The following is a 14,191-nucleotide window of genomic DNA, read 5'->3' on the forward strand; positions in this document are numbered from 1 at the left end:
ATATGAATTTAGACGCAAAAACCATCCATAAAATAGCCGATCTGGCCAGAATTCATATTGATGAAAAACAAGTGGATATACTGATCCCTGAAATGAACAAAATTTTGTCTTTTATGGAAAAGTTAAATGAATTGGATACTTCAAATGTAAAACCGCTGGTTTATATGAACGAATCGGTAAATGTTTGGAGAGAAGATGTCGTTAAGCAGGAAATAGCTACGGTTGATGGCCTGAAAAATGCCGCAAAGCATACCGACCAATTTTTCATGGTGCCAAAAATTATTGAAAAATAATAGATCAACAACATTTGAGCTTAATTTTCAATCCGCTTGTAACATCTTACCCGCTACGCTTGTCTAAAAAAGAAAAAACATGGAGAAACCACTCATCACTATAAAAGAAATTGGCCGTAAATATGTTATTGGGTCTGAAGTGATTCACGCGTTAAAATCAGTTTCTTTAGATATTAATAAAGGCGAATTCGTAGCCTTGATGGGCCCATCTGGTTCTGGTAAATCAACCCTAATGAATATTTTAGGCTGTTTGGATACACCTTCAAGCGGAACCTATGTTTTAAATGGAACTAATGTGAGTCACATGAGTGATGATGCCTTGGCAGAAGTGCGCAACCAGGAGATCGGTTTCGTTTTTCAAACCTTTAACTTATTGCCACGTTCAACATCTTTAGATAATGTTGCCTTACCCTTAATTTATGCCGGAACCAGTAAGAAGGACAGGGATGCAAGAGCAGCTAAGGCATTAGAAAATGTAGGCTTAGGCAATCGTATGGATCATAAGCCCAATGAATTATCGGGCGGTCAACGTCAACGTGTGGCTGTAGCCAGGGCTTTGATCAATAATCCCTCTATTATTTTAGCCGATGAGCCAACAGGTAACTTAGATACCAAAACATCAATTGAAATAATGGGCTTGTTGGAGGAAATTCACAGCAAAGGGAACACCATTATTCTGGTTACGCATGAGGAAGATATCGCGCAACACGCCCACCGTATTGTACGTATGCGTGATGGTTTGATTGAAAACGATTATTTAAATACAGATATAAAAAATGTCTCTCCACGTTTGCAGGCTTTGAATGATAATGGCAACGATTTTGAGAAAATTAACTAAAGCCCTAATTCCCCTGTAGGGGAATTAGGATTCACATAATTATTCCCCCTCAAAGGGGGCAGGGGGTATGAAAATCTACACTAAAACAGGCGATAAGGGCCAAACATCACTCATTGGAGGTACCCGTGTGCCTAAATACCACTTACGTATCGAAACCTATGGAACTGTTGACGAATTAAATTCGTACATCGGATTAATTATGTGTCAAGATATTGATGCGCATGACCAGAAACTATTAAAAGAAATTCAGGATAGGTTATTTACTATCGGCTCATCGCTTGCAGCCGACCCTGAAACATCTAAAATGAAGATCCCTGATCTGCACGATGCTGATGTTATCTTGTTGGAAAATGAGATGGATCTGATGAACGAAAAGCTACCGCCTTTAAAACATTTTGTTTTGCCTGGTGGAAATACTGTAGTTTCTTACTGCCATATTGCACGATGTGTTTGCAGAAGGGCAGAACGCCTGACAGTAGCGCTTGCAGATAATAGCTTTGTAGATGAGCGTGTAACAGTTTATTTGAATCGGTTAAGCGATTATTTATTCGTTTTGGCACGAAAACTGACCGTCTATTTCAGCGCGGAAGAAAACATTTGGATTCCGCGGATTTAATAGTGGAAAAATAAGTTTGTTTTGCTCAAAAATTTTAATATACTTTGCGCAATAATAAGAACAAGAATTTAATTGAATTGACGATATGTATTGGACATTAGAATTAGCATCGCACTTGGAAGACGCACCATGGCCTGCAACTAAAGACGAATTAATTGATTATGGTATCCGCTCTGGTGCCCCAGTAGAAGTAATTGAAAACTTACAGGCATTAGAAGATGATGGCGAACCTTATGAAACCATTGAGGAAATATGGCCAGATTATCCAACTAAAGAAGATTTCTTCTTTAATGAAGATGAATACTAGAATTTTAAACAGATAAAAACCTTTCAGTAAAACTGGAAGGTTTTTTTTTGCCTTACATTTTTGGTTTAACGTATTTAACAGGGATTGATGAGTGTGGGTAAATAAAATTTACATTTTTTAAACAAAACCGAAAAGCCATGTGTTAATAGAGCAATAATATAACATTGCTTAAAAAATTAACACTATGGGAAATTTATTGTATTTAGTCGCAGTAGTATTGGTGATACTATGGGTGATCGGATTTATATTTCACGGCTTCGGCGACGTTGGCGGAATAATCCACGTTTTATTGGTAATCGCAGTTATTGCAATTCTGCTTAAAGTAATTGGCCGGGCAACGTAAAAAATATATCGCACCGATATTCATTAATTTAGAAGTGAGTAACAGTTTAAAATAATGAATTAAAAAAAGGAGTTTCATTTTTGGAACTCCTTTTTCTAATTTTAATTTTTCAGCAACAATTCAGCAAGCTCCAGATCGATTGGGTAAGTAATTTTGATATTTCCTCTTTCTCCTTCGATGATATTAATTTCATAACCTATAGATTCTACCACGCTTGCATCATCGGTAAAATGAGAATTAAACTCCTGGTTATAGGCTTCTTTAAGAATGTTAAGGTTAAAAGTTTGTGGAGTTTGTACTAAATAGATTTCATCACGTTTTAATGCAGTTGTTTTATCGTCTCTAAGCAAGCGTACACTGTCGCTTGATTGCACTGCTGTAATAACGTTGCCCTGCAGCTCAGCTTCTTTAAAACAATTGTCGATAAGTGATTTGGAAACAAGAGGACGAACGGCGTCGTGAATGGCAACATAACTTTCTTCTTCTATAGCATGGATTGCATTTTTTACGGAGTGAAAACGCTCCGTGCCACCATCGATAACTTGGTGCGGTACATGGAAATTAAATTCTTCGCATAACCGTGCCCAATAGCCTTGCTGATCTTCGTTTAGAACCAATAAAATTTTAGGTTGAGTATCGCTTTGTGCAAAAGCTTTTATCGTGTGCATTAAAACCGGAAGGTTTTTGAGCAGTAGAAATTGTTTTGGGGTTTCCGTTTGCATCCGATTTCCAGAACCGCCTGCTACAATTATAGCGTAGTATTTCATATTTAAGAGATGAGATTATAGATTTGAGATATGAGACTTGTATAACTCAAATCTCACATCTCAATACTCAAATCTATATAATTAGCATGGCGTCGCCGTAGCTGTAAAATTTATATTTTTCTTTTACTGCAACTTCGTAAGCATTCATAACGTTTTCGTATCCGCCAAATGCACTTACCATCATCAATAAAGTAGATTCTGGTGTATGGAAATTGGTAATCATTGAGTTTGCAATATTGAAATCGTAAGGAGGGAAGATAAACTTACTGGTCCAATCGCTAGCTGATTTTAATGTTCTGTTTGCAGAAACAGCCGATTCAATTGCACGCATTGAAGTGGTACCCACCGCGCAGATTTTTCTTTTTTCCTCTAAAGCTTTATTTACGATACTTGCATCTTTTTGCTCGATAATAAACTGCTCAGAATCCATTTTGTGTTTGGTTAAATCTTCAACCTCAACAGTTCTGAAAGTTCCTAAACCAACATGTAGCGTTACTTCTGCAAATTCTATACCTTTAAGTTCAAGGCGTTTCATCAACTCACGACTAAAGTGTAAACCTGCAGTTGGAGCAGCTACTGCACCTTCATGTTTAGCGAAAATAGTTTGATAACGTTCTTTATCTTCGGCGGTAGCTTTACGTTTAATATACTTAGGAAGTGGGGTTTCACCTAAAATTTCAACGTTTTTTCTGAATTCTTCGTCAGTACCTTCAAATAAGAAACGGATGGTACGGCCACGTGATGTGGTGTTATCTACAACCTCGGCAACCAATAAATCGTCGTCGCCAAAATATAATTTATTGCCTACGCGGATTTTACGTGCCGGATCTACCAAAACATCCCATAAACGTAATTCCTTGTTTAATTCACGTAGCAAGAAAACCTCAATGGTTGCACCAGTTTTCTCTTTATTGCCATATAAACGAGCAGGGAAAACCTTAGTATTATTTAATATCATTACGTCTTTGTCATCGAAATAACCTAAAACGTCTTTGAAAATTTTATGTTCAATTTTACCGCTGTCTTTGTGTAAAACCATCAGGCGAGCTTCATCGCGTTGTTCTGCCGGATTGTTGGCTATTAATGATTCAGGTAAGTTGAATTTGAATTGTGATAATTTCATTCTTGATGAATTTTTTGAGGTGCAAAAATACGAATTTAATTTTTCTTTTCCGTATTTTATCAAACGCATTTTATGTATATTATGTTTTAATCATTTTAAATCAAATAATACAGGGCGATTAATGCATTGTAGACATAAAATTAATTAGTTTTGAAGATAAGCTGTAACCTTTTCAAAGGCTTTGCATCTAATCTTTAATTATGATAATTTTTAGGCTAATAGGCGAGAGTTTCCGTTTTGCATTTGATGCGTTGCGCCAGAATAAATTACGCACCATGTTATCGCTTTTGGCTATAACAATCGGTATTTTTACCATTATTGCTGTATTCTCTGCGGTAGATACCTTTCGCGGTAAATTGCAGGCCAGTGTAGATAAACTGGGCTCTAACACGATTTATATTCAAAAATGGCCTTGGAGTTTTGGCGATAATTACCCTTGGTGGAAATATATGAACCGCCCTCAGCCTTCGTTGCGCGATTTTGAAGCCCTCCGCGAAAGAATTGAAAATGCACAAGGCGTTACATTCGAAATATCGACTAACGATAGGACAATCAAATATAGAAGTAGCTCAGTAGAAGGGATTTCGGTATGGGCAGCATCACACGATTTTAATAAAACTTGGAATTTCGAACTTCAGGACGGCCGGTATTTTACCGAAAATGAGAGTAAAAACGGTTCACCTGTTTGTATATTAGGCTCTGATATTGCAGATGGACTTTTTGATGGCGATGCGCCAGTAGGTAAACAAGTGCAGATTTTAGGAAGAAGATTAACTGTTGTTGGTGTTTTCAAAAAAGAAGGAGAAGATATGTTGGGTACCTCTCTTGACAAAAACGTAAATATTCCAATTGCTTTTGCAAAAGGTGTTTTAGATATCCAAAGTGAACGCTACGGTCCACAAATTACCGTTCGTGGTAAGGATAACGTGAGCTTAGAAGAGGTAGAAAGCGAATTGAAAGGTTTAATGCGCTCTATCCACAGAATTAAGCCTGGCCAGGAAGAAGATTTTGCACTAAATAAAACCACCATTATTTCTAACCAGTTAGATTCGATGTTTAAAATGGTGAATATTGCCGGTTGGGTAATAGGTGGGTTTTCGATCTTGGTTGGTGGTTTTAGTATTGCCAATATCATGTTTGTATCGGTTAAAGAACGTACCAATATTATTGGTATCCAAAAATCGTTGGGTGCTAAAAACTATTTTATCTTGCTTCAATTCATATTTGAATCTATCTCACTTTGTATTTTGGGTGGCTTGCTGGGCCTATTACTGGTCTTTCTGCTCGCATTGGGGATTGGTGCGGCCACAGATTTCCATATTATACTGGGCTTGAATAATATTGCCTTAGGTATTGGAATATCGATTATTATCGGCACTATCTCTGGTTTTTGGCCAGCATATTCAGCATCAAGATTAGATCCGGTAGAAGCGATTAGGAGCTAGTTTTCAGTTAGCCGTTTTTAGTTAGCAATTAGCAGTTTTCTGCACTTCCGTAGTTCATAAACCTTATTGCAGTGGAAAGCCCACATCCCGATTTTTCATCGGGAGAGGACTTGTAACGGAAAGAAGGACTGGATTCTCCGATGAAATGCTTGCTTTCATTTTCAAACACCATATCGTCATTTCGAGCGGGGTGCAACGCAGTCGAGAAATCTGTTGCAATAGATCTCTCCATTCCGCTGGGCTTCAGTCGAGATGACGAACCTTTTTTTCTTGAGATATGATATAAATAAAAAACCCATGTTAAACTTAATTAACATGGGTTTTTATGATGATGTTGCTAACAGTAAACGGTTAACTGAAAACTTGTTAGGCTAACTTACCTAAAGCTTCTTTAATTCTTCTTAATGCTTCAACCAAACTCTCGTCTGATGCTGCGTATGATAAACGAATGTAGTTGTTGTTACCAAACGAATCGCCACCAACGGTTGCTACATGACCAACGTTTAATAAATACAAAGCCAGGTCTGATGAATCTTTAATCACGTTTCCGTCAGCATCTTTTTTACCGAAGAAAGAGCTGATTTCCGGGAAAAAGTAAAAAGCCCCATCAGGAAGATTTGTTTTTACACCTGGAATTTCATTTAATAAATTGTAAACCAATTCTCTACGGCGTAAAAATGCTTCTTTCATTTCTAAAACACTTGCTAAACCCTGCTCGTAAGCAACAATCCCTGCTCTTTGCGCAATAGAACACGTTCCAGATGTTGTTTGTCCTTGTAATTTATCATTTGCTGCTGCAATTTCTTTATTAGCTGCAATATAACCTAATCTCCAACCCGTCATGGCGAAAGCTTTAGAGAAACCATTAACAATGATTACACGGTCTTTAATGCTGCCGAATTGCGCAATAGACTCGTGTTTATCAACAAAGTTAATGTGCTCATAAATCTCATCAGATAAGATATAGATATTAGGGTGTTTTTCGAAAACGGCAACCAAAGCTGCTAATTCTTCTTTACTATAAACCGAACCTGTTGGATTACAAGGTGAAGAAAACATAAATAACTTCGATTTCGGTGTAATGGCTGCTTCTAACTGTGCAGGAGTGATTTTGAAATTACTTTCGATGTCCGTATCGATAAAAACAGATTTTCCTTCAGCCAGGGTTACCATTTCTGAATATGAAACCCAGTAAGGTGTAGGTATGATTACTTCATCATCCGGATCAATTAAAGTTAAAATAACATTCGATAGTGATTGTTTAGCACCTGTTGAAACAACGATCTGAGAAATATCATAATCCAGGTTGTTTTCTGTTTTTAACTTATTCACGATCGCCTGGCGCAGATCTGGGTAGCCCGGTACTGGTGAATAGCGCGTATAATTCTCGTCTAATGCTTTTTTAGCTGCATTTTTTACGTGATCGGGTGTATTGAAATCGGGTTCGCCAACACTTAAACTAATAATGTTAATGCCCTTTGACGCTAATTCGCGGCCAAGTTTGGTCATTTTAAGGGTTGCAGATTCAGATAGACTGTTGATTCTTTTGGATAAGGTGCTCATGGTTAATTACTTTGAGCGCAAATATATAAACCAAATATTATTCTGCACTAAAAAAGACATAGTTTTTCTCATTTAATTTATTCGATAAGCGTATTTTTGAAAAAAATATCCTTGTGTCGGTAAAAAAGAAAGCAATAATAATTTCTCTGGTGGTGAGTGTGGTGCTGATGTTGGCCAAGTTTGTTGCGTATTTTATTACGGGATCGAATGCCATCTTAACAGATGCAGCAGAGAGTATTGTAAACGTAATTGCAGGGAGTTTCGCCTTTTATAGCATCTATCTTAGTACGCAACCCCGCGACGAAAATCATCCTTATGGACATGGGAAGGTGGAGTTTTTCTCTGCCTTTGTTGAAGGGATATTGATTCTGATTGCGGGAGTGGTTATTATTTTCAAATCATCGTATAACCTTATTTATCCTCATGTAGTAGGGGAGCTATTAACCGGAACACTAATTATTGGTATTACGGGTTTAATTAATCTAATTGTTGGTCTATACCTCATAAACGTAGGTAAAGATGAACATTCGGTTACATTGCAGGCTGATGGCAAACATTTATTAACTGATACCTATACCAGTGTAGCGATTGTTTTTGGCTTAATATTAATTCAGCTAACAAATATTATTTGGCTAGATAGCTTACTTTCTTTTTTGGTAGGCTTTTATATTGTTTATTCTGGTTATAAACTTACCCGTGGTTCGGTGGGTGGATTAATGGATGAAAGTGATTTTACACTTGTTGAAGAAGTAGTAGATGTTTTACAAAAGAACAGGCACAACCCGTGGATTGATGTGCACAATCTTCGTACCCAGCAATATGGCCCTGAATTTCATATCGATTGCCATGTAACATTGCCATACTACTTTGATTTAAATAAAGTTCACCGCGAAATTTCGCAGATTGATGAACTGATCAACAAAAATGGCTTTCGTAAAGCAGAGCTCTTTATTCATGCAGATCCATGTTTGCCTGAGTGTTGCCATTATTGCCATATGAGTGAATGTCCGGTGAGGGCAGAGACCTTTAAAAAGGAAATTGTATGGACGCCAGAAATAGTAATTAAGAATAAAAAACATTTCGAAAATGAGCTACTTTAATGTTAGGGTTTATGGATTGTTAATTAACCAGAATAATGAGGTTTTGGTAAGTGATGAGGAAGAATATGGCTTTCGTTTCAGTAAGTTTCCGGGGGGTGGTTTAGAACTTGGCGAAGGCTTAATCGATGGATTAAAACGTGAGTTTGTGGAAGAGTGCGATGCTGAAATTGAAGTATTATCTCATTTTTATACTACAGATTTTTTTGAAAAATCGTCATTTAACGATAGCCAGGTAATTAGCGTGTATTATATCGTTAAAGAAAAAGCTCCTTTGCAGTTGGCCTTTAAAGATACCATTTACGATTTTGATGGAGAAGGTGAAATTCTTCAGGCTTTTAGGTGGGTGAAAATTGAAGATTTAAGTATTGAAGATATCACTTTTAAAACAGATAAAACCGTAGGCCAGCTTTTAAAAAATCAATATTCAGTTAACTTATAATCATGATGCTCGATAACGACCAAATCTTAGCTCCTTCCTCAAACCTCAACTTGGCTGAACGCGATAAAAAGGTAATCTGGCATCCCTATACCCAAATGAAAAATGCACTTCCTCATATCCCAATTGTTAGGGGTGAAGGGGTATACGTTTTTGATGAGGATGGTAAACGGTATATCGATGCGGTTTCATCCTGGTGGGTGAATATTCACGGTCATTCACACCCTTATATTGCACAAAAAGTAGCCGAACAGCTCAATGTGCTCGAACACGTAATTTTTGCAGGTTTTACGCACGAGTCCGCTGTATTGCTGGCAGAAAGGCTCTTGCCTATTTTACCAGGCAAACAAGATAAAGTTTTTTATACCGATAATGGATCAACCGCGGTAGAGGTAGCCTTAAAAATGTGCCTGCAGTACTGGGACAATAATGGCACGCCAAAAACGAAGATTTTAGCCTTTAAAAATGCCTATCATGGCGATACTTTTGGCGCCATGTCTGTTAGTGGCCGCAGTATTTTTACCGATGCTTTTAATAGTTTATTATTCGATGTTGAATTTATTGATCTTCCAAACGAAGATAATATCTCACATCTCATATCTCATATCTCAAATCTTACCGATACCGCTTGTTTTATCTTCGAACCACTCATTCTAGGATCTGGCGGGATGTTGATGTACGAAGCTAAACATTTGGATCAACTTTTATCGGCTTGTAAAGAAGCCGCGATTTTAACCATTGCTGATGAGGTAATGACGGGTTTTGGTAGAACGGGAACTTACTTTGCCTGCGAGAAATTAATTAATAAGCCTGATATCATCTGTTTAAGCAAAGGTTTAACCGGTGGAACAATGCCATTAGGGGTAACCACCTGTACGAATGAGATTTTTGAAGCATTCTTAAGCGACGATAAATTAAAAACGCTTTATCACGGACACTCTTTTACAGCAAACCCGATTGCTTGTGTAGCTTCTTTAGCGAGTTTAGATATTTTGTTAAAAAGCGAAACACTTCAGAATATTAAACGGGTAGAGGCCAAACATGCTGTTTTTCTTGAAGAAATTAAAGCGCATCCTAAAGTTAAAGCCATTAGGCAAACGGGAACAATTATCGCAATTGAGTGGGAAACAGGGAATGAAACTTCTTATTTAAGTAATCTGCGTAATTTGTTGTATGCTTACTTTTTAGATAAAGGAATTATATTGCGGCCATTAGGTAATATCATCTATATTCTCCCACCTTATGTAATCAGTGATGAAGATCTCAATTACATTTATGCAGCCATAAAATCGGCTTTGGAAGAGGTATAGGTAGCTTTTAAGTCGTAGCGAGAAGCTACGACCAGTATTTGAATCTAGTATTTGTCTTTTGGAATGGTCGTCATTCCCACGCAGGTGGGAATCTTAAAGCAATTTACAAATTAAGCTAAAGCATTAAGATTCCCAATCAAGTTGGGAATGACGAATCGACTAAATCTGTCATTCAAACTTCTTTGCTTTTCCTGAAACTGACTTCTCAGAATGACGAAACAAGTGAAACTACGATTCAGCCTCGAAATAATTTTTAAGCGCATCATTAACAAAATAAGTCCAGCCGCCATTGAAACTTGTTTTGGCAAAGTCAGGGCCGTTCTCAGCAAAGCTTTCTATGCCGCTATGTGTTAATTTAAGCCTTGTTTGCTCGCCTTGCTCAAATAACTCCCAGCTAACAACTGAATGGCCTGGGTAGCCATCATACCGCCAAGTGTAAGCGAGTTTTCTGCCTTCAACTATTTCTGTTATTTCGCAGAGATGTAAATATTGCGGTCCATCTTCCGGTCCACCAGAAAACTCAAATTTAAAACTCACTTCTGGCTTAAAGTCTTCCAATTGAAAATACCATTGTTTAATTTCGTTATTGTCGGTTAAAGCTTTCCAAACTTTTTCGATAGGGGCGTTGTACACCCGTTCTACAATAATTGGTTCGTTTTCCATCTTTATTTTGATTTTGTCTCTTTTGATAGAGTATTTCTAAAGCATCTAATTTGCTTGCCCAAAAAACACGGTATTGTTCTACCCACTTAGATACTTCTGCGAGTTTTTGAAATTGTATGTTACAATCAGTCGCGGCCTTGTTGGGTAATTTCTACCAAACCGCATTCCGTTAAATTTTAGTTTATTTTTCTTGAATGATAAAAACTAACCCAAGGGCATTTTGCTCATATCCATATAAAGAATACTCCATCTTTGTCCGTCCAGGTCAACAAAACCACAGCCATACATCCAGCCATCTTTGTAACCAGGCTCGCCATAAAGTGTACCACCTGCGGCTACCACTTTTTGCGCAAGGTCATCCACTTCTTCCGGGCTTTCTGCATCAAAGGAGAATAATACTTCACCACCATTGCGTTTATCGGCAATGCTGGTTCCTGCAAAACCCTCGTACAAAGTTTCTTCAAAAAGCATAATTGCTAAATTGCTTTCTCCTACTAAAAAACACGCAGAATCTTCGCGGGTACCATACTGAAGGTTAAGCGTGAAACCTAGTTGCGTGAAGAATGCTTTAGACTTGTTAATGTCTTTTACCGGAAGATTTATCCAAAGTGATTTTATCATAACGTTTTATATTTTGATGTAAGTAAAGATAGGTAAGCAGCTGTAGAGTTGTCCTTGCTAAAAAAGAAAATTTGCAGGGCTGTTTGAGACAATTTATTTTAGTAGTAAGTTTTTACCCCGTTGGGCATTAAAAAATAATAATGTTATCAGTTTATATTTTCTTATAATTCTATAGGGTCAACCTGCTAATTTTAGCCTTTTGTGTTAATTTTTACCATGTAAGACATTTAAGAGCATTTTAGCTCATTAAGCATAGACATGTTACTTTAGGAATGAGGTACCTAATATTTGTATTTTTCGGAAAGCTTTTTAGTCGCTACGTTACAATAAGAAAGTGTAAGCGCATCGAAGATCGTTTCATCTGTTAATGCTGTTAGGTCAAAAATAGTCCATCCTTGTTTACCCCATGCCCCGGTAGCCGGCCATATTCTGTTCTGATCAAAATCACAAAAAACAGACTGATCAATTGCTGATAATTTGAATGTCGCCTGCTTTTTTTGAATATTTAATGTAGCAAAGATCTTTTTATTTACCCGGAAAGATGTTTTTTCGAAATGTGGCAGTTCAATAACTTCATCAAAAGATAAACAATGTGCTATAAAAGTTGATGAATCCATGGGATATAATTGATTGTTACAATTTATACAATTTCTGTGGATGTTGTTCTGCGTAATTCAGAATTAAATTTAAAATATAACTGTTGGATTTATAGATAGATAAATCGTTTTTGATGGGGGCCAGGCCATCCGCAAGATAATCCTTATCCGTAAAGTAACCCATCCCATAAAATTTTCCATTCTCTACAACCAAACAGCTAAACTCGTCATCTTTTCTGCCTTCATCCACCAATGCGAAACTTGGTTGTTGTTTCTGGATATCGGCCAATGCAGTGTTTAATTTTTTATTATAAACACTAACAGTCTCTATTCCACTGCAAGCACCAAAACACTGGCCATTTTCATGGGCATAACATTTGGTTACTGTTTTTTGCAAATAACAAAGCTTTGCACAAAGTTGGTATTTGTCAACCAGTTGATTTAAAAAATTATAGCCTTCCAATAAACTGTTGAAACTTTGCAGTGCATTATTGTTTTTTTTATGTTTATCAATAGCTAAACGAAAATAGCCGTTTTGATCTTCGAAAACATATAGATCATATTTATGCTCATAGCGCTTCATTGCCCGGTTATTTTCTGGCCAAAGGCGTTTAATTTCATTGGCTTCTAAAATTAAGGCCATCAGTTCGGTGCCGCAAATTACGTGGTCTACATGATGAATAGTGCGTAAAAACTCCTGCCGCTGTCGGTTGGGTGTGTTACCGGTAAAGTGACTGGTTACGCGTTTTTTAAGATCTTTCGCTTTTCCAACATAAATAATTTTGCCCTTACTATCTTTAAAATAATATACACCAGGCTGATGAGGTAACCGCAAAATAGAAGCTTTATCTAAGTGGGGCGGTAAAACCTGTTCTTTCGATGTTTTCTTCAGCATATCGGCTATTATGCCTTCTTGGTCGCATTCCAGTAATAAATTGAAAAGGATACTTGTTGCATCTGCATCTCCCGCTGCCCGGTGTCGATTTTGAATCGGTATCTGCAACGCTGTACAAAGTTTTCCTAAACTATAAGAAGATTTGCCAGGAATTAGTTTTCTGCTTAATCTTACGGTACACAGTTTTCTGCATTGTAAATCGTATCCTGCAGTTGCCAAATGATGCTTCAAAAAGGAATAATCGAAGTTTACATTGTGTGCCACAAAAATCTTATCGTTTAATAGTTGATAAATCTGTAAAGCAACGTCATCAAAAGTTGGGGCATCCAATAACATGTTATCATCAATACCTGTAAGCGCCGTAATGTAAACGGGTATAGGCTGCTTCGGATTAATCAGGGTAGTGTAAGATTCAACTATTTCATTGCCATCATGGATGTTAATGGCAACCTCGGTAATACCATTTGCTGAGGCATGACCGCCAGTGGTTTCGATATCTACAACTGCGTATAACATTAAATTAATTTTAGATACAAATCTATGCTAAAATAATTAGTATGAAAATAATTTTGATTATTTCTTTAGCATAAAAAAAGCGGCTACGTATTTAACGTAACCGCTCCTGTATTTTGTATATAGCTGTTATTTAAGTTTACTAAGCAGTTTGCTTAAATTAGGTTTAATACCAACAGAGATTGGTACAGTGTTAAAAGCCCTGTTCTGGATTTTACTAAAACCATACATGTAACTGGCCTCCACAAATAAATTAGCGCCTCCAATATTGTATTCGATACCGGCGCCACCTTCGGCAATACCCAAACTGTTTGATTTATTATCTTGGGTAACCTGTAAAGTTGACGTATTGACCCCCGCCTGAGGAGTAAGAATAATTCCTCCACCGGCACCCGCAAAACCATAAAATGCCCATTTATTTACAATCTTCCGGTAACCTAGTGCTACATTTAATAAATAGGTGGTTGCTCTTCCTTTTTGAAGGGTATAAGTATATCCTGCATCTGGGGTAATCTGGTTAAAAGTGAAAGCATGTAAACTTACTTTTGGATACAGGAACAATCCACCATTGCCTAAACCTAAATTTATACCTAAAGATGTTGAAAATTTTGGCTTAAAATAATCCGAAGTTTCACCCATTGGGAATGCAAATCCAATTCCACTCATCGAATAGAGTTTATCAGGTCTGCTTTGTGCTTTAACTTTGATTGATATTGTTGCACATAACAATAGAAGAGGTGTTAGTAATTTTAATTTCATATC

The 14,191-nt window shown here is 37.1% G+C and carries 17 protein-coding genes; 9 read left to right on the forward strand and 8 right to left on the reverse strand.

Translation table 11 applies throughout. From position 1 onward, the window contains the following. Window positions 1-2 precede the first annotated feature (2 nt). From gatC to EZ456_RS05350, 5 genes are all read left to right on the forward strand, one after another. The gene (gene gatC / locus EZ456_RS05330) at window positions 3-293 is read left to right on the forward strand and encodes an Asp-tRNA(Asn)/Glu-tRNA(Gln) amidotransferase subunit GatC (RefSeq protein WP_131528054.1); all 291 of its coding nucleotides are present in this window, start codon (window positions 3-5) and stop codon (window positions 291-293) included. 79 nt (window positions 294-372) lie between these two features. Further along, entirely contained in the window at window positions 373-1,131 is a 759-nt protein-coding gene (locus EZ456_RS05335) for an ABC transporter ATP-binding protein (protein WP_131528056.1), read from the forward strand. A gap of 67 nt (window positions 1,132-1,198) precedes the next feature. Further along, window positions 1,199-1,747, forward strand: a complete 549-nt coding sequence (locus EZ456_RS05340; RefSeq protein WP_131528058.1) for a cob(I)yrinic acid a,c-diamide adenosyltransferase — start codon at window positions 1,199-1,201, stop codon at window positions 1,745-1,747. An 85-nt stretch (window positions 1,748-1,832) separates the two neighbouring features. Further along, window positions 1,833-2,054 (forward strand): DUF2795 domain-containing protein, encoded by a 222-nt coding sequence (locus tag EZ456_RS05345; RefSeq protein WP_010603503.1) that lies wholly within the window; start codon window positions 1,833-1,835, stop codon window positions 2,052-2,054. 184 nt (window positions 2,055-2,238) lie between these two features. Beyond that, window positions 2,239-2,397 carry a lmo0937 family membrane protein gene (locus EZ456_RS05350; RefSeq protein ID WP_108199010.1) on the forward strand — a complete coding sequence of 53 codons (159 nt, stop codon included), beginning with the start codon at window positions 2,239-2,241 and terminating at the stop codon, window positions 2,395-2,397. A 101-nt stretch (window positions 2,398-2,498) separates the two neighbouring features. Here the strand turns inward: EZ456_RS05350 and EZ456_RS05355 are convergent, their stop codons facing one another. Continuing rightward, on the reverse strand, window positions 2,499-3,164 hold the full coding sequence (locus EZ456_RS05355) for a 2-C-methyl-D-erythritol 4-phosphate cytidylyltransferase (RefSeq protein ID WP_131528060.1): 666 nt from the start codon (window positions 3,162-3,164) through the stop codon (window positions 2,499-2,501). Window positions 3,165-3,237: 73 nt separating this feature from the next. Further along, window positions 3,238-4,287, reverse strand: a complete 1,050-nt coding sequence (queA, locus tag EZ456_RS05360) for a tRNA preQ1(34) S-adenosylmethionine ribosyltransferase-isomerase QueA (protein ID WP_131528062.1) — start codon at window positions 4,285-4,287, stop codon at window positions 3,238-3,240. A gap of 200 nt (window positions 4,288-4,487) precedes the next feature. Here queA and EZ456_RS05365 point away from each other — a divergent pair, with 200 nt between their 5' ends. Continuing rightward, on the forward strand, window positions 4,488-5,732 hold the full coding sequence (locus tag EZ456_RS05365; RefSeq protein ID WP_131528065.1) for an ABC transporter permease: 1,245 nt from the start codon (window positions 4,488-4,490) through the stop codon (window positions 5,730-5,732). A 366-nt stretch (window positions 5,733-6,098) separates the two neighbouring features. On the opposite strand, the gene EZ456_RS05370 is transcribed toward EZ456_RS05365, so the two are convergent. Then, on the reverse strand, window positions 6,099-7,295 hold the full coding sequence (locus EZ456_RS05370) for a pyridoxal phosphate-dependent aminotransferase (RefSeq protein ID WP_205945033.1): 1,197 nt from the start codon (window positions 7,293-7,295) through the stop codon (window positions 6,099-6,101). Window positions 7,296-7,408: 113 nt separating this feature from the next. Here EZ456_RS05370 and EZ456_RS05375 point away from each other — a divergent pair, with 113 nt between their 5' ends. The 3 genes from EZ456_RS05375 to bioA are packed head-to-tail and all read left to right on the forward strand — an operon-like array spanning window position 7,409 to window position 10,141. Beyond that, window positions 7,409-8,395, forward strand: coding sequence for a cation diffusion facilitator family transporter (locus tag EZ456_RS05375; protein ID WP_131528067.1), 987 nt, complete (start codon window positions 7,409-7,411; stop codon window positions 8,393-8,395). Beyond that, complete coding sequence (locus EZ456_RS05380) at window positions 8,382-8,834, forward strand: NUDIX domain-containing protein (RefSeq protein WP_131528069.1); 453 nt, start codon at window positions 8,382-8,384, stop codon at window positions 8,832-8,834. The genes EZ456_RS05375 and EZ456_RS05380 overlap by 14 nt, the downstream gene beginning before the upstream one ends. Window positions 8,835-8,836: 2 nt before the next feature. Further along, a complete protein-coding gene (gene bioA, locus EZ456_RS05385) occupies window positions 8,837-10,141 on the forward strand; it encodes an adenosylmethionine--8-amino-7-oxononanoate transaminase (protein ID WP_225876473.1) in 1,305 nt (434 codons plus the stop codon). Between the two features lie 228 nt (window positions 10,142-10,369). On the opposite strand, the gene EZ456_RS05390 is transcribed toward bioA, so the two are convergent. From EZ456_RS05390 to EZ456_RS05410, 5 genes are all read right to left on the reverse strand, one after another. After that, window positions 10,370-10,804: an SRPBCC family protein gene (locus tag EZ456_RS05390; RefSeq protein ID WP_131528071.1), complete on the reverse strand. Its 435-nt coding sequence runs from the start codon at window positions 10,802-10,804 to the stop codon at window positions 10,370-10,372. A gap of 204 nt (window positions 10,805-11,008) precedes the next feature. Then, the gene (locus tag EZ456_RS05395) at window positions 11,009-11,425 is read right to left on the reverse strand and encodes a VOC family protein (protein ID WP_131528073.1); all 417 of its coding nucleotides are present in this window, start codon (window positions 11,423-11,425) and stop codon (window positions 11,009-11,011) included. A 281-nt stretch (window positions 11,426-11,706) separates the two neighbouring features. After that, entirely contained in the window at window positions 11,707-12,042 is a 336-nt protein-coding gene (locus EZ456_RS05400; protein ID WP_131528075.1) for an MmcQ/YjbR family DNA-binding protein, read from the reverse strand. Window positions 12,043-12,058: 16 nt separating this feature from the next. After that, window positions 12,059-13,432 (reverse strand): exonuclease domain-containing protein, encoded by a 1,374-nt coding sequence (locus tag EZ456_RS05405; RefSeq protein WP_131528077.1) that lies wholly within the window; start codon window positions 13,430-13,432, stop codon window positions 12,059-12,061. A 126-nt stretch (window positions 13,433-13,558) separates the two neighbouring features. Then, on the reverse strand, window positions 13,559-14,188 hold the full coding sequence (locus tag EZ456_RS05410) for a hypothetical protein (protein WP_131528080.1): 630 nt from the start codon (window positions 14,186-14,188) through the stop codon (window positions 13,559-13,561). Between the last annotated feature and the right edge of the window lie 3 nt (window positions 14,189-14,191).

It is taken from the genome of Pedobacter psychrodurus, assembly GCF_004331735.1.
Lineage (GTDB): Bacteria > Bacteroidota > Bacteroidia > Sphingobacteriales > Sphingobacteriaceae > Pedobacter > Pedobacter psychrodurus.